This is a genomic window from Bacillus cereus group sp. MYBK14-1 (assembly GCF_051916885.1).
In the GTDB taxonomy this organism is placed as follows: Bacteria; Bacillota; Bacilli; order Bacillales; family Bacillaceae_G; genus Bacillus_A; species Bacillus_A cereus.
Map to the genome: position 1 here is coordinate 1 of NZ_JBQAHM010000014.1, position 17,932 is coordinate 17,932.

Genomic DNA, 17,932 nt, shown 5'->3' on the forward strand with positions numbered 1-17,932 from the left:
GTTTCAGTTTCTTTTGCAATAGGTTGTTGTGTAGCTGGTTTTTGAGCTTTAGCCGCTTCTTGAGCCTTAGCCGCTTCACGAGCTTCAGCTGCTTCTTGAGCCTTAGCCGCTGCTTGAGCTTCAGCATCTGCTTGAGCTTTAGCTGCTTCACGAGCTTTAGCTGCCTCTTGAGCTTTAACTTCTGCTTGAGCTTCAGCATCTGCCTGAGCTTTAGCTGCTTCTTGAGCCTTAGCTGCTTCACGAGCTTTAGCCGCTTCTTGAGCTTTAACTTCTGCTTGAGCTTCAGCTGCTTCGCGAGCTTTAGTTGCTTCCACTGCTTTAGCTTTTGCTTGAGTTTCAGCTACTTCCTGAGCTTTAGCTGCTTCACGAACTTTAGCTGTATCTTGAACTGTAGTCGTTTTTTCAACTTTAGCTACTGGTTGAACTTTAACTGGTGCTTTACCTGTTAAGTAAGGAACATGAACATAAGCTGTTTTTCCGTTATATTCAAATTGAATCCAATCATTTTGTACTTGGTGTGTTGTTTCAATTACATCATCTTTTTTCAACTTACCAAGAATCTCTGAGTCTGTGTTTGCCCCAGCACGTACGTTTAATACGTTTGCTGTTACGTAGTAAGTGTCTTTTGTATAGTCAGCGCTTATGAAAGCTTCTTTACCGCTATTCAATTGAACTTTTGACCAACCATTTTCTGTATGTAAAACATTTACTTTATATCCATCTAATAATTTTCCTACAACTTTTGATTCAGTAGTTGGGTTTTCTCGTACGTTTAGTACGTCAGTCGTTACGATTGTTTCTGCTTTAGCAGATGTTGTGAAAATCCCAAGACCAAAAACCGCTGCTGTTGCTATACCCATAAATTTTTTCATAATAGCCTCCATTGCATTTGTTTTCGTTGACCTCATTATAGCAACCATTATTTTCTTATTTGCGAAAAACATAAAATTACAAAGCTTTCGTAACGGGGCATTAATATTCTGTAACAATTCCATAAATATCCTGATAGCGCTTCCTTGTTGTTTTTTGGCGTATTAGGGCATATGAAACACAAAATGAGTAGTATTTCAATTACTGTAACGTTAATAATGTTACGGTAATATTTCTTGATGATATCTATAGCGTTACAAAAATAGCTTATTTTACTGTTTGAATGGAAATTTAGTTATGAAACGATAATCTTTTTAGGCGTGAAAATATATAAATGAGGTGAAATTTAATAAAATATCGATATAATTGTTACAAAATCAGTCGAAGTATGGAAAAAATTACGCCTTGATTTTCGTCTGTTACATAGTGTTTTTGCAATAATAGAATTAGATAATAGCCTTAGTACCTATAAATAATGAAGAGTATTAGAATGGTAGTTGTAACGTGAAACATATATAATAGAAGAAACTCAATTTAGTAGATAAATAAAAAACGCAGGAGTGTAAACTCCTACGTTTTTGTTTATTCATATCGTAAACATTCAATTGGATCCAGTTTGGCAGCTTTGTTAGCTGGCAGTAAACCGAATAGTATACCGATTAACATAGATAGGGCAACGGAGATAAGTCCTAGTTTTAGTGAAACGACAAGTGGCCATCCTGCAAACATTGCGACAATCCATGCGAAGAAGATTCCAAGCATAAATCCGACAAAACCACCAAGTGCTGTTAAAATACAAGCTTCGATTAAGAATTGCATTAATACTTTACCACGTGTTGCACCTAATGCTTTACGGATACCAATTTCACGTGTACGCTCTGTTACAGATACTAGCATAATGTTCATTACACCAATACCACCTACAAGTAAGGAAATAGCAGCAATACCACCGAATACACTTTTTAATATACCTGTGAAGCTATCAATTTCTTTTAAGAATTCTTGTGGATCTGGTACTTCAAATTTACCTGAATGCTCTGGTTTTTTTGCTTCATTTAATGATTTTACAACTGCTTCTTGAACAGTTTCCTTATCTTGACCAGGAGCAATTTTTACCGTTACAGAATCGTAGTTGTTTTTCCCGAATAGTACAGGCCAGTTTTCTGCTGAAATGACACCTTCTTTAAATGTCATGCCACCCATCATTGCTTTTATTGAATATACGCCAACTACTTTGTATGGTGTACCTTTTATATCTACATATAAGTTTGGTTCCCATGAAGAATATAATTTATCAAAAGCATCTGTATTTAATACAATTGTGTGTTCAGGTCTGTCTAAATCAGCTGCTGTTAAAAATCTGCCGTGCTCAAGTTTGAATTTAGATGTATCTTCAAAATAATCACCTTTTGCACCGGTAATATCAAGATCTAATTCTTTTTTTCCTGCATATACTTTTTCTTTTCCTTTTACATCTGGATAAACTTCTTGCACACCAGAAATTTTGGATATACTTTCATACATGCTTGAGGAAATTTTGCCGTCCATATCTGAGTAATCTTCTGTCTTATAATTTACAGAAAACTGATCTTTTTTTTCATTCCCGATTTGTTCGCGGAACTTTGCGTTTGTTCCATCCCCAATCGAGATAATAGTAATGATGGCACTAACCCCAATAATAATACCTAGCATCGTTAATATAGAACGCATCTTATGAGCAAAGATAGAGGAAAGGGCCATGCGTATATTTTCACTCGTATTCAAAATTAACCTCTCCAATCTTGGACGATATTTCCGTCACGAATTACAATTTGACGTGCTGCAGCTTCCCCGATTTCACGGTCATGGGTAATCATAATGATTGTTGAGCCTTGTTTATTTAATTCGTAAAAGAGGTCCATAATTTGTGTACTTGTTTTCGTATCAAGTGCTCCCGTCGGTTCATCGGCTAAAATGAATTTCGGGTTATTTACGATTGCGCGGGCAACGGCGACACGTTGCTTTTGACCACCGGATAATTCGTTCGGTAAGTGAGTAGCGCGATCAGCTAAACCGACTTTTGTTAAAGCGGCTAATGAGCGCTCGCGTCTTTCTTTTTTATCGACTCCAGCGTAAATAAGAGGTAGTTCTACATTTTGAAGCGCTGTAAGTCTCGGTAATAACATGAAGTTTTGGAATACGAATCCGATCTCTTTATTACGTACGTGTGCAAGTTCTGTTTCAGTCATGTTTGAAATATTTTGACCGGCTAGTTCGTACGTACCTGTCGTCGGTTTATCTAAGCAACCGATAATGTTCATTAGTGTTGATTTACCAGAACCAGAAGGTCCCATAATTGAAGTGAATTCTCCTTGGTTCAGTGTTACGTCAATTCCGTGTAATATTTGAACGGACTCTGCACCATTTTGGAAGGATTTCGTGATGCCTTTTAAGTTAATCACTGGGCGACAACCTCCATACCATCTTTTAAGTCTTTTTCAGGTTTAGAGATAATTTCCTCTCCTTTTTTCACTCCAGAAACTTTTGCTTCGCTATCAGTCTCGAATTCAACAGTAACTGCTTGTTCTTTCGCCTTACCGTCTTTTACAACGAAGACAACATTTTTGTCACCTTTTTTCACGATACTGCTTTTCGGAACAATTGTACCAGTTGCTTCGCCAGATTTACTTGTTACGTAAACGTGGAAGCCGTTTTGTAATTCGTCACTATTATCTAATGTGATAGTGAATTGATAGTTAGAAACAGTTTTATTTTCATCCATGCTCTTTAATGGTGTAGAACCGATTTCTGTTACTTTTCCTGTCCAAGTCTTACCAGCGACAGTTTTTGATGAAACAGTTACTTCTTGCCCAACTTTCATACTAGCAAGCTCATATTCAGAAATTTGACCTTTTACTTTAAATTGACCAGCGTGACGAAGAGTAATTCCGCTCATACCTGTTTTTTCGTCAGCAGTTTTTACGATATCATCAATTACGCCATCAGCAGGACTTGTTACAGAAAGATTGTTTACTTTCTCTTTTGCTGCTTTAATCATTTCATCAGCTTTTTCAACTTCAAACTTTTTCATTTCAATTTGTGATTCTAATTGCCCAACTTCGGCTTCTGATGCTTTTAATGCTTCAGCAGGAAGGCCTGCATTTTTATCTTTTTGTAATTTTTGTTTCGCTACATCAATTTGTTTTTGGAGCAACGTTACTTCTTTTTGTGCGATTTTCTTTTGCATTTCTGCTTCTGTTACACCTTGTTTCGCAGTCGGATCATTGTATTTAAATAGAAGCTGACCTTTTTTCACTTCATCGCCTTTTTTCACAGCTAATTCATATGTTCCTTTTGTTGGATCGAATGAAATAGTTTCAATTCCATTTGGAATAACTTCGCCACCAAATTTTTGCGCGTTTTGGATTTGTTTTTCGGTTACTTTATATCCGCTATATGCCATTGCTACATCTGAACCGCCACCAGCAAATGCAAAGTATGATCCAGCTGCAATTCCGATTGCTACTACACTAGTAATTAACACTTTATTTTTCTTCTTCATCTATTTATCACCTTTTCGTTCGTTTTAGTATCTACATTAAGTATAGAAGAGGTAAAGAATCTGACAAATCGTTTTAGCTTACAATAACCTTACAGTTTTGTAAGGTATGAATATGTAAATGTAAGGTAGAGGTTGTCCTAGTGTAAGCAAATGAATTGACTCGTCGTTTCTTTCTTACAATAATATTGTATGGAGGAAAGGAGGAAGGAAGATGGAAGCTTATTTTAGCGCACACCCATTAAAACCATTTATTCCATACTCAAGGCAACATGCCCTTATATTATTTATTATGTTGGTGGGGATATTTTTTCTGTATCAATACCAAGATGTATTACGTCAAAGTGAGTGGAATATAACGGTTCGATATGCAATTGCATTTTTATTTATAGGTAGTGAAATTGGGCTTCATATGTGGGAGTGGAAAGCGGGGATTTTTGAGCTAGCTACTTCATTACCGTTTGAATTATGTACGATTAGTTTATTATTAGCGTCGATTATGATCGTAACGAAAAGTTACCGCATATATGAGATTGTATTTTTCACGGGAATTATTGGTGCATCACAAGCTATTTTAACGCCAAACTTGCAGTATGCTTTTCCGCATTTTCGTTTCATTGAATATTTTATCGCGCATATATTGCTCATTTGGGCACCACTATTTATGACTTGGGTGGAAGGCTATAGACCGACCTTGCAATCTATTAAGCGTACGATGATATTTTTAAACATATTGATTCCGCTTGTTTCGTTTGTGAATTATAAAACAGGCGGTAATTATATGTTTTTAGCTCATAAGCCAGAAACAGCTTCATTACTCGATATGTTAGGACCGCATCCTTACTATATTATTTCATTAGAACTCGCAGCGCTTATTGGGTGTTTTATTTTGTATATGCCGTTTGCAAAAAGAGAAAGGCATGCGCATAAAGAATCACTAGGATCATAACCTAGTGATTTTTTATGTTTGAATATTTACAATTCAGAAAATTAAGAATAAAATTAGAGAGTAAAATATAAAGAGAGAGAAGGGAAAACGTGGTCAAAAAAGTTTTTCTGAATGGGATGGAAGTGACAATTCAATTTATTATTTCGATTTTGGGGATTATTATGTTAGGGGCTCTGCCGAAATTGTTTTATGGATTTAAGCTGGATGTATCAAAGTACATACAGAGTTTAAAAGAAGTGTTTGTGAACTTAATGGATATTTCCAATTTGCAATATGTGAAAGGTAAATTTTTATTTCCGCAGCTGTTCGTCCATTATAAAGAAACGATTATTATTTTTTTAGCTGCTTTTTTTATTTCATTATTTGTAGCATTTTGTATTGTTTATGTAATTATGAGTAGTTCACCGCGTATACAACATCGAATTAAATCATTTCTTATCTTCCTAGAATCTATTCCAGATATCCTTCTTATTTTAGTATCACAAATTTTAGTTATATGGTTTTTTAAACAAACAGGTTTTTTACCTTTTCAAATTGCTTCAATTGGAGGCGAGTCAATTAGAGGATTGCCGATACTTTGTTTGAGCATCCCGACTACGATTATGTTTGTAAAAATGGTCGTGCTTCGTTTTGAAAATGAACTAGAAAAAGATTATGTACTATTTGCTAAGGCGAAAGGGCTGGGGCGCTTTCATATTTTAAATCGTCATATTTTACGAAATGTGTTGCTTAGTACATTATTCTTTGCGAAAACGAATATCTTTTTTATGTTATCTAATTTATATATTATAGAATGGATTTTTAATACGGGTGGTATTTTTATGTTTTTGAAATCTTATTTTGGTATTAGAGTTGAGGTTTTCATCGTTAGTGTGCTTCTTATATATATTCCGATTTTTATTTTATTTAAATTGTTTCATTATCTCATTCCGGCTGCGATGAAGGAGAGATTATAATATGTGGACGTATATAAAACGTGATAAAAGATTTTGGATAAGCATTGGGTTTCTTCTCCTATTAGTTCTTTTGAGCATCGGAAATACGTTATGGAATGATGGGCATATTAGACAAGTTACATTGCAATATGATGCGGATGAAAATCCACAAGTGCCACCGTTTCCACCTTCATTCCAATTTTTACTCGGGACAGACCGGAAAGGGTATGACCTGTTACATTTAGTCATTGAGGGCGCGAAGTGGACGATTGGTGTATCTATTTTAATTGCGGCACTTAGAATGGTAATAGGTGTGTTCTTTGGTGTTGTACTTGGAACATATGTAAAAAGAGGTTTTTCAAAAATTGAGGCTTTTTTTGATAGTTTTACAGTTATTCCGACAGTTATGATTGCGTACTTTTTTCTTCAATTTGCAAGTACATTTGGAAGTGGGGAGGAAACAACAACCTTTTTTGAAAGGGCTTCGTTTCAAGTTGTCTTACTTGTAATGCTTGTAATGCCAGTTATTGCACTGTATGTTGCGAAGGAAGTTCGTAAATTGCGAACGGAGGAATTTGTTGATGCCGCACGCATATTAGGTGGATCAAGAAGACATATTGTTATAAAGCATCTTTTCCCGCACCTTTATATGACGTTTATACTTGTATTTTTTCAGCAGTTTACGCAGACTCTTACTATTTTACTGCACTTAGGGTTACTAGAAATATTCTTTGGCGGAACGGTTAAGTTTTTAGGACCGATAGAAGAAATAGAATCTTACACACATGAATGGTCAGGGCTAATTGGAGTCTATTTTAGATCTTTAACAGTGCATCCATGGATTCCTCTCGTCCCAATTACATTTTTCGGGCTTACCATTTTTTCAGGAAATATGATTGTAAAAAGTCTAGAAGAGGCGATGTTGAAAGTTCGATTAGGGGGAGAGATAAAGAAGGAAGTTGTAGAAGAGGAACAATCTGCTGTACAGTCAAAGGAAGAGTTGTTTACGTTTAAACATACGATGTGAAGAGAAAAAGAAGCAAGCATGGATTTCATGCTTGCTTCTTTTCTTTATTTTGTAGAAACTTCGCCTTCAGCTTCTGTTTGCGGAATAAAGTATCCGATTATACCACCAATTATTGCTGGAACGATCCAGCCGATTCCTAAGTTATAAAAAGGAATCGTGTGTACGATATTAGCGATAAAACTTGGTATCATTCCCACATTATCAAGTGCATGAATACAGCTAATAATGAATGCTGCGATCATTGCTCCGATGTAGACAGAAGGTTTACGTTTCGTATATTTATCGATAAATGATACGAAAATTAAAATGATTGTAATTGGGTACAAAATAATTAATACAGGTAGTGTGATTTTAATTAATAAGCTTAATCCTAAGTTTGAAATAACGAAACTAAAGATACAAACGTATAGTACGAGCTTTTTGTAAGAAACATTTGTTAATACTGTTGCGAAATAGTTGGCGAATGCACTTACAACACCAATTGCTGTTGTTAAACAAGCGAAGATAATGGCGATACTTAATAAAACATTACCGCTTGTCCCAAAGAATTGGTACATAACAGTTGCTAATAGTTGACCACCGTTCTCGAATTGTCCCAAGTTTCCGTTTGAAGCTCCGATATAACCGAGTAAGAAGTAAACAATTGTTAAGAATAGAGCAGCGATACTTCCGCAAATGATTGTATATTTCGCGATAGATTTCTTCTCTTGTATACCGTTTTGACGAATTGCATTTACAACAATTGTTGATAGTACGAGAGCGCCAATTGCATCTAACGTTAAAAATCCTTCAAGAAATCCTTTGAAAAACGGGATGTCTTTATAGTCACCGATAGGCTCTGCAAACGTTCCTGGTGAAAGAATCGCTTTTGTTGCCATAATTGCAATAATTACAAGTAAAATTGGCGTTAATATTTTACCAATATGATCTACTAGCTTGGATGGATTTAATGATAAGAAGTAAACGACTGTAAAGAAAATCGCACTAAAAACTAACATAGAATACCATTGATCTGGGAAAAGTGGTGCAATCCCAATTTCATAAGATACAGATCCAGTTCGTGGAATAACAAATAGTGGGCCGATTGAAAGATAAATAATGATAGCGAATACTGCTGCAAATTTTGGATGAACACGGCTCGCTAAAGTGTTAAAACTACCACCAGCAAGGGCAACAGCAACGATAGCAAGTAAAGATAAACCGACGTCTGTAATAATAAACCCTGTAATGGAAACCCACATATTTTCTCCGGAAGAAAGGCCAAGAAGGGGCGGGAAAATCATATTACCAGCACCGAAGAAAACTGCGAAGAGTAATAAACTAATCGAAAGTATTTGCGCTGGTTTCAAAGTTGTACGCATATAAAGAAAATCCTCCTAATGAGTATTTTTGTCGAAAATTCAAATAATTTGTCGAGTAACTGTTATTATTTTAAAGGTCTGATGACTAGAAAGCAATAGGGAATTTTGAAAAAATTAAAAAATAATGCATTAAATCGAATAAATATACTATTTGTATGTTTAATAGGAAGGATTTAACTTTTAACGTAAAAAAAACACATATCGCTAGGATACGTGTATTAAAAATATATTTTTCTATCGCGTTCTTCTTTTAAAATTTCAACCGCTTCTCGGAAACGTTGTGAATGGACAATTTCTCGTTCGCGTAAAAAGCGTAAACTGTCATTTATGTCGGGATCGTCAGATTGGTTGATAAGCCATTGATATGTGGCACGCGCTTTTTCTTCAGCCGCAATATCTTCGTATAGGTCGGCAATTGGATCACCTTTAGCTTGTATATAGGTTGCAGTAAATGGAACACCAGCTGCGTTATGGTAATGAAGTGCGCTGTCATGATCGACGTAATGAGGGTCGAGACCAGCTGCCTTCATCTGTTCAGGAGTCGCATCTTTCGTCAGCTTATAAACCATTGTAGCAATCATTTCAAGATGCGCAAATTCTTCTGTACCAATATCGGTAAGGAGGCCAATGACTTTATCCGGGATTGTATAACGCTGATTTAAGTAACGTAGTGCAGCAGCTAATTCTCCATCTGCACCACCGTATTGCTCAATTAATAATTTTGCAAGTGCTGGATTACAAGTGCCTACTTTAACAGGGTATTGTAATTTTTTTTCATAAATCCACATAGTTTCTCTCCTTTATATTTGCCATGGCCAAGGACCTTTGCTCCATTCCCAAGGGGCATTAGAATAGCTATTTCCATACTGTTGAAGCGGTCCATATTTTTCTTCCATCTGTTGTTTTAATACTCTTCGTTTATAGGAAAAATCATTAAATTGGTTAATAGCTGCTGTATCGTCTGGGTGGGTGTCTAAGTAAAGGGTTAGTTCAACTAATACAAAGTCTAATTCTTGGAGATTCTCTAAAAGTCGATAATACTCTTCTGGTAGTGGCTGGTTCACGTCAGTAGTCACCGCCCTTTTTTATAAGGATTTTCGTAATAATCATAAAAGATAGGCCATAAGGTTCCTTTTTGTAGTGCTTCTTTCGGTGAGAATTGTGGTAAATTTGGCGGTTGAAAACCTAAATATAAATTAGGAGGGGTAGAGTAATATTTTTTACCAATAGGAGGACAAGGATCTTGAGGACTATGATATGGCACATATGATTTCATATATTTATCCATTAATAAACCTCCCTATATTCTTCATCACTACGTATTGTATTCAGACATAATAGGCCTTTATGACACATATAAAAAAGTAATAGGTACGGGGGGAATGAATGTGGAGAATGTGAAACAATTCATTGTATTGGAAGTGAAAAACTTAAAGGAAACTTTGTATTTTTATGAAGGGATTTTAGGAATCAAGCCTAGTTTAGAAAGACCCCAATTAGATGTAACAGGGGTTTGGTATGATGCTGATTCAATGAGAGTTAGTTTTGTAATGAATCGTAGTTTGGGTGGGCGTGAGAAGAGTGTTACGGATTCGGTTGATGTACTAATGTTTTCAATTTCTAACATAGAGAACTTAAAGAAGAGGTTAGTGTTTTATAAAATTGCATATACAGAAAACAAAAGTGAGAAGAGTATTGTAGTACAAGACCCAGATGGATATAAAATTCAAGTGATAGAGAAGGACGAATAAACGGAGGGGATTTAGTGGAGAGGAATTATGAAGAAAGTGCATTGTTTGAGCATCAATTTTGGCTAAAGGTGCTTACTGATCATTCGCAATTTTTACTTGATGCATTAGCTCCGAAGGAAAAAGAGGATATAAAAAAGGCCACTTATTTTGTTGAAACATTTACGAATCTGTTAAATAAAGTTCGTAATGTGAATCTCATTGCGTTTTCAAAAGAGGCAGAACGAGCCGCAAAGGAAATACGAACGTTTAAATTAAGTATTATACAGAAACAACTCGAGGGAAAAATCACTATTCATTTTACGCCAACTTTCATCAATCATATGGTAAACGAAGTAGAAGAGTATATAACAGTGTTAGAATTTTTAAATAAAGGAGAAGTTCCGCCTGTTTTTCATGAATTACATTATCATCTCGTTTGGTTAACGGATGCGGCTGGCCATGCAGGGTCTATTTCTGGTGGATTAGATCTTGTTGAAAAAAGATTAAAAGAGAAAAGCGAAGAATTTACGAAGCACTTTGAACAATTTTATTTAAAGGCAGTTGAAATGACGGGGTATTTACGGACAGAGCTTCATCATTTTCCTGCATTAAAGAAGTTTACAAAAGATGTTTCACTTGAGTTAAAATTATTTTCGCATTTTCTCCATGAGGTCGAAGAGCTGGAGTTATCGAATGAAATATTAAGTGCATTATCTGCTAGAATGGCGGATCATATGGCAAGAGAAGAATGTTATTACTTATTAAAATTAGCACAATCGTCTGGACTTGAGATGCCAAAATGTAATCCGCTTTAAAGAAAAAAGAGGTCAATTTTATTTGGCCTCTTTTTCTGCTTTATTTTCTCTTTTTATTTTTGCTTGTTCAATACTTGCCTGTAATGTCTCCATAATATTGATGATGTTTGGAGTTGGAGAGATTGTTTCGGTTTTTTCCTGTTGTTCAATTTTGTTTTCGATTAGTTCGGTAAGGGCTTCTTTATACTCATCTGTATACATCTCTTGTTCAAAAGGATTTGTAAGATGGTGGATTAAATTGATTGCTGCTGTGAGTTCTTGTTTTTGAATCGGATAATTTTCGTTACTTGGTAAGTTAGGTGTATTTGTTATATCGCGAATTTCATTAGGGTAGTGAATAGTTTGTAATATAAGCCCATCTTCAAAGTTACGGATAATAGCTAAATGTTGTTTTTTTCTAATGGAAATATGGATAAGACCAAGTTTATTCGTACGTTCAAGTGCTTCTTTTAATAATAAATATGATTTTTCATGTCCTGAGGTAGGGCCTATAAAATAAGAACGATCGTAGAGAACAGAATCAATTTCGTTATTTTGGATAAAAGATATAATACGAATAGATCTTGGTTCGTGAGCTTTTTGCAACTCAGCTAATTCTTTTTCATCCATAATAATGTACTTATGAGGTGCGTATTCATAGGCTTTTACAATATCTTTATCATCAATTTCTTCATCCGTACAATCAGGAGCAAATTTTTTATATTTAATAGGTGTTAAGCATTCTTTATGAAGACTTAAAAACTTTATATCGTTTTCTTCTACGGCACTGTATAGTTTGATTCCTATATTTAATAGTCCAAGTGAAAGGGCACCTTTCCATACGGTATGCAAATGAAGCCTCTCCTTTCATTCAAAAATGATTATGTATATTATGAGATAGTAAGAAATTTCCTATACGTTTTTTGTTTTTACGGAATGTTAAGCAGGAGGATGTGGGATATAAAATATATTGACAAGCCCTCCAAAATATTTTAATGTGATTGTATAAAATTGTGTATATAAAGGGGAGTAACTTATTACAGTAAAGTCGTCATTACAGGGAGAAACCCTCGGCTTTATTGGCAACGTTTCGTTGTTAGTGAGACCTTTACCAGCAATGGTAAAGGCCCCTTATTGTCTTTTTTAGGACCCTTACCATGTTTGGTAGGGGCCTTTTTGTATACAAAGAGAGGAGATATAAAAATGAAAAAACTTATTAGTAGATTAAGAGTTGTATTTCATGTTCGCCGATTTGTTCCATTCCTATTTGACTTTTTCACTTCAAAAGAGGTTTCAATAAAGAAGAAAATTTTATCTATTGCGTTTTTAGTTGGTTATGTTGCGATGCCGCTCGATTTAATTCCAGACTTCTTACCGTTTATCGGTATTTTAGATGATATTGGAATTGTATTATTTATTTTGAACCGAATTGTAAAAATGGCGCCAGTTCAATTACAAGAAAAGCATAACGTAAACGTAGGATAGGAGTTGGGGTAGAAAATATGGAGCAAATTATTTTAGATATAATCGAGTTTTTAAAGCAATTTTCTTATTTTGGAGTTGTGTTAGCATTAACGTTTGAATTTATTCCAGCAGAAGTAGTTTTGCCCATGGTTGGTTATTGGGTGTACGAGGGAGATATGAATTTTTGGCTTGCTGTATTAGCCGGAACCCTCGGCGGAACGACAGGACCTTTAACGTTATATGCACTCGGTTATTACGGTGGTCGTCCTCTATTAATAAAATACGGGAAATACTTCTTCATTAAAGAAGAACAAATTCAAAAAGCAGATGATTTCTTTGAGAAATATGGACCGGTTGTAGCATTTGTTGGACGCTTTGTGCCAGGAGTTCGAACGCTTATTTCTGTTCCATGTGGTATGGCGAAAATGAACATATGGAAATTTAGCATATATACATTTGTAGCAATGTTCCCGTTAACGACTTTGTATGTTTATTTTGGAATGAAATTAGGTCCACATTGGGAAAAAGCAGCGGATGTTGTTGGGCAATATATGTTACCGATATTAGGAGGCGTTATTCTTATCGTTGCTAGTATCTTTGTCTATAAATATATGAAAAAAAGAAACAAAACAGAATCTATCTAGTCACATGAATATTTTTTGAAAATAGATGAATAGTACAGGCAAAAGACTCTGGGGGACATACACATATAGGGAATATAAAAGAGAGAGGGGAAACAACTATGTCTTGTGAGTGCTCAGGGTCAGCATTAACTTGTTGTCCAGATAAAAATTATGTGCAAGATAAAGTGTGTAGTCCGTGGTCTGCTACTGTAGTTGCAACAGCAATTGATAATGTTCTCTATACAAATAATATTAACCAAAACGTAATTGGTACTGGTTTTGTTAAATATGATGTTGGACCAGGCCCAATTACTGTAGAGGTACTTGATTCTGCTGGGGGTACAATTGATACACAAACATTAAACCCAGGAACGAGTATTGCTTTTACGTATCGCCGCTTTGATAGTATACAAGTTGTGTTACCTGCAACACCTGCTGGAACGTATCAGGGAGAATTTTGTATTACAACACGTTATCCACTTTCATAGCAGAATAGGAGAGGATCGAAATGGGAATGAGAAGTTCCAGTTTGTCTTGTTGTTCTAATAAAACACTTGTGCAAGACCAAGTATGTACAGACTGGTCTATTACAGGTGCTGGTACTCAAATTGTATATACAAATAATATCACGCAAGAAGTATATGGTTCAGGTTACGTGAAGTATGATGTAGGTGCCAACCCGATTACAGTTGATTTTTTAGTAGGTGCAACAGTGGTTGATACAATTACTGTACAACCACAAAGTAGTGGTACTTTCACTGTCCGATATTTTACTACTGTCCGAATTACTACGACAGGAACGACTGTTAATCAAGGAGAGTTTTGTATTACAGTACGTTATCCAATCTCATAAAAAGCATACCGTGAACGGTATGCTTTTTATATTAAGGAAATAATGAAATTGGTATTCTATAAGCAACATGTAAATTCGCAACAGTACTTGCCTTCTAAATATAGTGAAGGATTACTTGTTATATTGATAATATTGATCGACTGTAGGTCTTTTCCTGTGTACGATATTGTATTACCAGGAAACACAGTGAAAATATTGGTTACTGTTCCAACGATTTGAATTGTAATTGCTTCGTTGCTGCTAGTACTATTGTAAACCGAGACAGTACCTGATATAAGTAGTATCCCATCACTTTGCCATAGTATCATTAATTGTGATGCATCTTTGGCAGAGGAGATGGTGTTATTAGTTATGAGGAAATTCCCTGCAAATTCATTTGTTACTCGCTCGCAATTTGGATTTGGAGGAGGGGGCGGTGGACAAGGGTCTGGACAAATAATAGATAAAGGAGCGAAACAGCCGATATTTTTTTTATTCTTCAATACAACCCCTCCTTTTAAGTTGTCTTTTATTACTATTAAATGTAAAAGCATGGCCGATGTGTTAAAAAAAGAAGGAAATATTAAAAATTAAGATTGTCTAATAGGCTTAAACCTTAACTTATCATTAGTGTTATAGAAAAGATTATATGTGAATAGTCATAGGAAAAGAATGATCAGACTCTTTTAGACAAAAGGTGGTTGTATACAATAGTACGAGTAATGTTGGACTTAATTTCTAATTAACTGTATATTTACAAAAATCTAATAAAGTTCATTTGTTATTTAAACGACATTAACATGTATTAGATAAAATAGCCCTTGTAATGAATCAATTATTATGAGGAGGATTCACGTGGACAGAAATGCTTTAAGAAAAGTAAAAGGCCTTATTGGATTATTAATGTTTTTTGTATTAGCATTCGTATCATTTCCATGGAGTACATCAGTCAAGGCGGAAGAGAAAAAGCAAGAAAAGGCATCAAGTGAGAAGAAGATAGTTTTTCCAGTTGTAAGTGATGTGCATATTAAAAACAGTGGAACAGATGATACGTTTCGCTGGAAAAGAGCGATTGAACAGTTTAATACACTAGCACCAAAGCAAGATGCATTTGTTATTGTAGGTGATTTCACAGATACAGGATCAGTGCAGCAATATGATCGTTTCATGCAAGTGTATAATGAAAATGCAAATAAAGATGCCGTGAGAATGAATTCTCTTGGTAACCATGATTATTGGAACGGTTTATCTGTAGAGGGCGCACAGAAGCGTTTCTTAGAAAAAACAGGTATGGAATCAATTTATTATCATAAAGTGGTAAAAGGTTATCACTTCCTTGTTATGTCTCCAGAGAATGGAACAACTCATGGCTATTATTCGGACAAGCAAATTAATTGGTTAAAAGAAGAAATGGCAAAAGCGCAAAAAGATGATCCAGAAAAACCGATTTTTGTATTTTTACATCAACACATTAAAGAGACAGTATACGGTAGTCATGAATGGGGAACACAAGATAGCGCAAAAATTAATGCAGTATTAAAAGAATACCCACAAGTTATTACGTTTTCAGGTCATTCACATTATCCATTAGATGATCCGAGATCGATACATCAAAAAGACTTTACATCAGTTGGTACATCTTCAGTAAGTTATATGGAAGTTGAAGGTGGTAAAGTACAAGGGAATATCCCGCCAGGAGCTAGTACGTTAAGCCAAGGTTTATTAGTAGAAGTAGATGATAAAGAAGTAACGATTAATCGTCGTGATTTCCATACGAATTCTTGGACAGGCGAGCCTTGGAAAATTAAATTACCAGCAAAGAAAGAAACATTTACACATGTAGAAGATCGTGATAAAGAAAAGCCATACTTTGCTAAGGATGTAAAGCTTGCTGTATCAAATGTAACAGAAAATGCGGCAACAGTAACATTCCCACAAGCGTTGGACAACCTCCTTGTTCACTCTTACCGTGTGCAGGCTAGAGATAAGCAAACGGGTGAAATGAAAAATAAATTGTTAGCATTCTCAGAGTTTTATCGTGATCCAGTGCCGAAAGATTTTACGTTTACACTGGCAGGGTTAGATGGCGGGAAAACATATACACTTGAAGTTGTTGCAATTGATTCGTTTGGTAATGAAAGTGCGCAGCCTTTAACGGCAGAAATTACTACGAAAAAAGATGATATTGATCCGAATGTAAAAGTGCCAAAGGCTGATGTTTTCGATGTGAATTTTGCAGATGGTACATTTAAAGACAATTCACCATTTGGTACAAAAGGTGATGTGAAGGGCAATGTGACTATTGAATATGATAAAGCATTGAAAAAGAATGTTATGAAGTTAAACGGACAATCTAATACATTTGGATACCTTCCATTTTCAGCAGCACAAAAAGAGAAAGTAGCAAATACATTTACGTTAGAAACGGTATTTTCAATGAATCAAATCCGTGGCCAAGGTATTTTGCAAAATACAGAGAGCGGCGGAATTGGATTTGAGTCTACAGGAAGTGGATATGTTGAATTATGGGCTCACATTGGTGGCAGCTATAAACGTGTTGGAGTTCAATTAGAAGCAAACAAAACATATCACTTAACAGGAACGTATAACGGAAGTGAAGTAGCTATTTATGTCGATGGTAAAAAAGTAAATAGCCAACCAGCTACAGGAAAAGTGTATCATCCAAATGTACCATTTGCACTTGGAGCGGATCCTGATAGCAATGGAAATGGTGGCATTCCGTTAAATGGACAAATCGCGCTTGCGAAATTATATAGTAAAGCGTTAAGTTCTTCAGAAGTATTAGCAGCGTACAATGAGTTTTCTAACCGTACGAAATTAGAGCAAGTGAACGCGTTATATGAAGAGCTTGGAAAAGGGAAAGAAGTGTTAGCTGGTACGTATGAGTTTGGTGATAAGCCAGGTCAATATTCAAAGGAAGCATTTCAAGAACTAGAGAAAAGCTATAATAATGCAAAACAAGTGTTTGAAAATATAGGGAGTACGGGAGAGCAAATCGTTCAAACATATAACGAATTAAAAACAGCTAATGTAACATTTGTACAATCTAAAGTAGTAGAACAACCGAAAACACCGAAAGAAAAATTACAAATCAATATTGAATCTGCAAAAGTAGTAGTGAAAAAAGCGCAAGATGCAAATGTAACGGACGGTTCAGTGAAAGCACTGAGTCAAAAAATTACAGTGGCCGAAGCTGTAGTGAAAGATGTAAAAGTAAAAGATGCACAGGTAGAAACGATGAATCGTACATTAGAGTATACGATTTCACTCGTTGAAAAAAGCATAAACAAGTAAGAGAGAAGAAAAGAAGCTTATCATGATAGGCTTCTTTTTTGTTATACTAAAAATAGCATAGAATGAAGGAGCGAATAATTTGGAACAGAAAAAGCTAAAAAGAATTCTTGAATATGTATGGATCGCGGTTGTGCTCCTTGTAGGATATTATTTCTTAAAAGAAAAAAGTATATGGGTTTTATTTTTAATGACGTTTTTATTAGCGGGTTTAGGCACGTTATTTATTAATTTCTTCTTTGATAGTTTAAATGCCTGGAAGAATAAAAAGAAGAGAACGAAGTAAAGGAGGGAATATATGCAAAAGTGGAAGCTCATATATCAGGTGATTATTTTCCTATTGCTTGTAGGTATTGGAATTGTGAAATACGCAACGCCAATAGGAAATTGGGCATGGTTTACAGCTTGCATCGGCATATTTTTCATTTTACAATCGTTGACGAAAAAATATAATAGTACAGAAAGATAGCTCGCCGCTAAAACGGCGAGCTATTTTG

Annotated in this window: 23 protein-coding genes; 13 read left to right on the forward strand and 10 right to left on the reverse strand. The window is 35.3% G+C overall.

Annotated features, from left to right (window positions below):
- The 4 genes from ACTFR3_RS25430 to ACTFR3_RS25445 all read right to left on the reverse strand — a co-directional run.
- On the reverse strand, positions 1 to 995 hold a 995-nt coding region (locus ACTFR3_RS25430), incomplete at its 3' end, for an SH3 domain-containing protein (protein WP_440044948.1).
- A gap of 457 nt (positions 996 to 1,452) precedes the next feature.
- Positions 1,453 to 2,610 carry an ABC transporter permease gene (locus ACTFR3_RS25435; protein ID WP_002197439.1) on the reverse strand — a complete coding sequence of 386 codons (1,158 nt, stop codon included), beginning with the start codon at positions 2,608 to 2,610 and terminating at the stop codon, positions 1,453 to 1,455.
- A 26-nt stretch (positions 2,611 to 2,636) separates the two neighbouring features.
- Positions 2,637 to 3,311: an ABC transporter ATP-binding protein gene (locus tag ACTFR3_RS25440; protein WP_000609104.1), complete on the reverse strand. Its 675-nt coding sequence runs from the start codon at positions 3,309 to 3,311 to the stop codon at positions 2,637 to 2,639.
- On the reverse strand, positions 3,308 to 4,411 hold the full coding sequence (locus tag ACTFR3_RS25445; protein ID WP_059304123.1) for an efflux RND transporter periplasmic adaptor subunit: 1,104 nt from the start codon (positions 4,409 to 4,411) through the stop codon (positions 3,308 to 3,310). Before ACTFR3_RS25445 ends, ACTFR3_RS25440 begins: the two co-directional genes overlap by 4 nt.
- Before the next feature lie 211 nt (positions 4,412 to 4,622).
- Here ACTFR3_RS25445 and ACTFR3_RS25450 point away from each other — a divergent pair, with 211 nt between their 5' ends.
- The 3 genes from ACTFR3_RS25450 (at position 4,623) to ACTFR3_RS25460 (ending at position 7,319) form a co-directional block, all read left to right on the forward strand.
- Entirely contained in the window at positions 4,623 to 5,357 is a 735-nt protein-coding gene (locus ACTFR3_RS25450) for a YwaF family protein (RefSeq protein WP_000388698.1), read from the forward strand.
- Between the two features lie 89 nt (positions 5,358 to 5,446).
- Positions 5,447 to 6,313, forward strand: coding sequence for an ABC transporter permease subunit (locus ACTFR3_RS25455; RefSeq protein ID WP_000239670.1), 867 nt, complete (start codon positions 5,447 to 5,449; stop codon positions 6,311 to 6,313).
- A 1-nt stretch (position 6,314) separates the two neighbouring features.
- Complete coding sequence (locus tag ACTFR3_RS25460) at positions 6,315 to 7,319, forward strand: ABC transporter permease (RefSeq protein WP_059304121.1); 1,005 nt, start codon at positions 6,315 to 6,317, stop codon at positions 7,317 to 7,319.
- 44 nt (positions 7,320 to 7,363) lie between these two features.
- On the opposite strand, the gene brnQ2 is transcribed toward ACTFR3_RS25460, so the two are convergent.
- The 4 genes from brnQ2 to ACTFR3_RS25480 all read right to left on the reverse strand — a co-directional run bounded on the left by brnQ2 (position 7,364) and on the right by ACTFR3_RS25480 (position 9,968).
- Positions 7,364 to 8,680 (reverse strand): branched-chain amino acid transport system II carrier protein BrnQ2, encoded by a 1,317-nt coding sequence (gene brnQ2 / locus ACTFR3_RS25465; RefSeq protein ID WP_059304120.1) that lies wholly within the window; start codon positions 8,678 to 8,680, stop codon positions 7,364 to 7,366.
- Positions 8,681 to 8,898: 218 nt separating this feature from the next.
- Entirely contained in the window at positions 8,899 to 9,468 is a 570-nt protein-coding gene (cotJC, locus tag ACTFR3_RS25470; RefSeq protein WP_000265278.1) for a spore coat protein CotJC, read from the reverse strand.
- A gap of 12 nt (positions 9,469 to 9,480) precedes the next feature.
- A complete protein-coding gene (cotJB, locus tag ACTFR3_RS25475) occupies positions 9,481 to 9,744 on the reverse strand; it encodes a spore coat protein CotJB (RefSeq protein ID WP_001075543.1) in 264 nt (87 codons plus the stop codon).
- Between the two features lie 8 nt (positions 9,745 to 9,752).
- The gene (locus ACTFR3_RS25480) at positions 9,753 to 9,968 is read right to left on the reverse strand and encodes a spore coat associated protein CotJA (protein WP_000362187.1); all 216 of its coding nucleotides are present in this window, start codon (positions 9,966 to 9,968) and stop codon (positions 9,753 to 9,755) included.
- Positions 9,969 to 10,002: 34 nt separating this feature from the next.
- Here ACTFR3_RS25480 and ACTFR3_RS25485 point away from each other — a divergent pair, with 34 nt between their 5' ends.
- Together ACTFR3_RS25485 and ACTFR3_RS25490 are read left to right on the forward strand one after the other, a co-directional pair.
- Entirely contained in the window at positions 10,003 to 10,431 is a 429-nt protein-coding gene (locus ACTFR3_RS25485) for a VOC family protein (RefSeq protein WP_162837398.1), read from the forward strand.
- Positions 10,432 to 10,445: 14 nt separating this feature from the next.
- Positions 10,446 to 11,225: a DUF2935 domain-containing protein gene (locus tag ACTFR3_RS25490; RefSeq protein WP_000440988.1), complete on the forward strand. Its 780-nt coding sequence runs from the start codon at positions 10,446 to 10,448 to the stop codon at positions 11,223 to 11,225.
- An 18-nt stretch (positions 11,226 to 11,243) separates the two neighbouring features.
- Here ACTFR3_RS25490 and ku read toward each other — a convergent pair whose 3' ends face one another.
- Positions 11,244 to 12,056 carry a non-homologous end joining protein Ku gene (ku, locus tag ACTFR3_RS25495; protein WP_000557737.1) on the reverse strand — a complete coding sequence of 271 codons (813 nt, stop codon included), beginning with the start codon at positions 12,054 to 12,056 and terminating at the stop codon, positions 11,244 to 11,246.
- 351 nt (positions 12,057 to 12,407) lie between these two features.
- Here ku and ACTFR3_RS25500 point away from each other — a divergent pair, with 351 nt between their 5' ends.
- From ACTFR3_RS25500 to ACTFR3_RS25515, 4 genes are all read left to right on the forward strand, one after another.
- A complete protein-coding gene (locus ACTFR3_RS25500) occupies positions 12,408 to 12,689 on the forward strand; it encodes a YkvA family protein (protein WP_000733844.1) in 282 nt (93 codons plus the stop codon).
- A gap of 17 nt (positions 12,690 to 12,706) precedes the next feature.
- Entirely contained in the window at positions 12,707 to 13,312 is a 606-nt protein-coding gene (locus ACTFR3_RS25505) for a DedA family protein (RefSeq protein ID WP_000435017.1), read from the forward strand.
- Positions 13,313 to 13,410: 98 nt separating this feature from the next.
- On the forward strand, positions 13,411 to 13,779 hold the full coding sequence (locus ACTFR3_RS25510; RefSeq protein ID WP_001277537.1) for a DUF3992 domain-containing protein: 369 nt from the start codon (positions 13,411 to 13,413) through the stop codon (positions 13,777 to 13,779).
- Positions 13,780 to 13,799: 20 nt separating this feature from the next.
- Positions 13,800 to 14,144 carry a DUF3992 domain-containing protein gene (locus ACTFR3_RS25515; RefSeq protein WP_000525819.1) on the forward strand — a complete coding sequence of 115 codons (345 nt, stop codon included), beginning with the start codon at positions 13,800 to 13,802 and terminating at the stop codon, positions 14,142 to 14,144.
- A 56-nt stretch (positions 14,145 to 14,200) separates the two neighbouring features.
- Here ACTFR3_RS25515 and ACTFR3_RS25520 read toward each other — a convergent pair whose 3' ends face one another.
- A complete protein-coding gene (locus ACTFR3_RS25520; protein WP_225989749.1) occupies positions 14,201 to 14,584 on the reverse strand; it encodes an S-Ena type endospore appendage in 384 nt (127 codons plus the stop codon).
- On the opposite strand from ACTFR3_RS25520, the gene ACTFR3_RS25525 reads away from it, so the two are divergent.
- From ACTFR3_RS25525 to ACTFR3_RS25540, 4 genes are all read left to right on the forward strand, one after another.
- Positions 14,469 to 14,717: a hypothetical protein gene (locus ACTFR3_RS25525; RefSeq protein WP_002025365.1), complete on the forward strand. Its 249-nt coding sequence runs from the start codon at positions 14,469 to 14,471 to the stop codon at positions 14,715 to 14,717. The genes ACTFR3_RS25520 and ACTFR3_RS25525 overlap by 116 nt on opposite strands.
- A 261-nt stretch (positions 14,718 to 14,978) precedes the next feature.
- Positions 14,979 to 17,438 carry a LamG-like jellyroll fold domain-containing protein gene (locus ACTFR3_RS25530; RefSeq protein WP_440044949.1) on the forward strand — a complete coding sequence of 820 codons (2,460 nt, stop codon included), beginning with the start codon at positions 14,979 to 14,981 and terminating at the stop codon, positions 17,436 to 17,438.
- 79 nt (positions 17,439 to 17,517) lie between these two features.
- Entirely contained in the window at positions 17,518 to 17,721 is a 204-nt protein-coding gene (locus ACTFR3_RS25535) for a hypothetical protein (protein WP_327946146.1), read from the forward strand.
- 12 nt (positions 17,722 to 17,733) lie between these two features.
- The gene (locus ACTFR3_RS25540; protein WP_001174839.1) at positions 17,734 to 17,904 is read left to right on the forward strand and encodes a hypothetical protein; all 171 of its coding nucleotides are present in this window, start codon (positions 17,734 to 17,736) and stop codon (positions 17,902 to 17,904) included.
- Positions 17,905 to 17,932: the final 28 nt, after the last annotated feature.

What these genes read in the sequence shown, in the direction of transcription:
- ACTFR3_RS25435 (WP_002197439.1), bottom strand. Translation starts at nt 2,610, where the DNA reads ATGGCCCTTTCCTCTATCTTTGCTCATAAGATGCGTTCTATATTAACG.
- ACTFR3_RS25445 (WP_059304123.1), bottom strand. Translation starts at nt 4,411, where the DNA reads ATGAAGAAGAAAAATAAAGTGTTAATTACTAGTGTAGTAGCAATCGGA.
- ACTFR3_RS25450 (WP_000388698.1), top strand. Translation starts at nt 4,623, where the DNA reads ATGGAAGCTTATTTTAGCGCACACCCATTAAAACCATTTATTCCATAC.
- ACTFR3_RS25460 (WP_059304121.1), top strand. Translation starts at nt 6,315, where the DNA reads ATGTGGACGTATATAAAACGTGATAAAAGATTTTGGATAAGCATTGGG.
- brnQ2 (WP_059304120.1), bottom strand. Translation starts at nt 8,680, where the DNA reads ATGCGTACAACTTTGAAACCAGCGCAAATACTTTCGATTAGTTTATTA.
- cotJC (WP_000265278.1), bottom strand. Translation starts at nt 9,468, where the DNA reads ATGTGGATTTATGAAAAAAAATTACAATACCCTGTTAAAGTAGGCACT.
- ACTFR3_RS25480 (WP_000362187.1), bottom strand. Translation starts at nt 9,968, where the DNA reads ATGGATAAATATATGAAATCATATGTGCCATATCATAGTCCTCAAGAT.
- ACTFR3_RS25500 (WP_000733844.1), top strand. Translation starts at nt 12,408, where the DNA reads ATGAAAAAACTTATTAGTAGATTAAGAGTTGTATTTCATGTTCGCCGA.
- ACTFR3_RS25505 (WP_000435017.1), top strand. Translation starts at nt 12,707, where the DNA reads ATGGAGCAAATTATTTTAGATATAATCGAGTTTTTAAAGCAATTTTCT.
- ACTFR3_RS25510 (WP_001277537.1), top strand. Translation starts at nt 13,411, where the DNA reads ATGTCTTGTGAGTGCTCAGGGTCAGCATTAACTTGTTGTCCAGATAAA.
- ACTFR3_RS25515 (WP_000525819.1), top strand. Translation starts at nt 13,800, where the DNA reads ATGGGAATGAGAAGTTCCAGTTTGTCTTGTTGTTCTAATAAAACACTT.
- ACTFR3_RS25540 (WP_001174839.1), top strand. Translation starts at nt 17,734, where the DNA reads ATGCAAAAGTGGAAGCTCATATATCAGGTGATTATTTTCCTATTGCTT.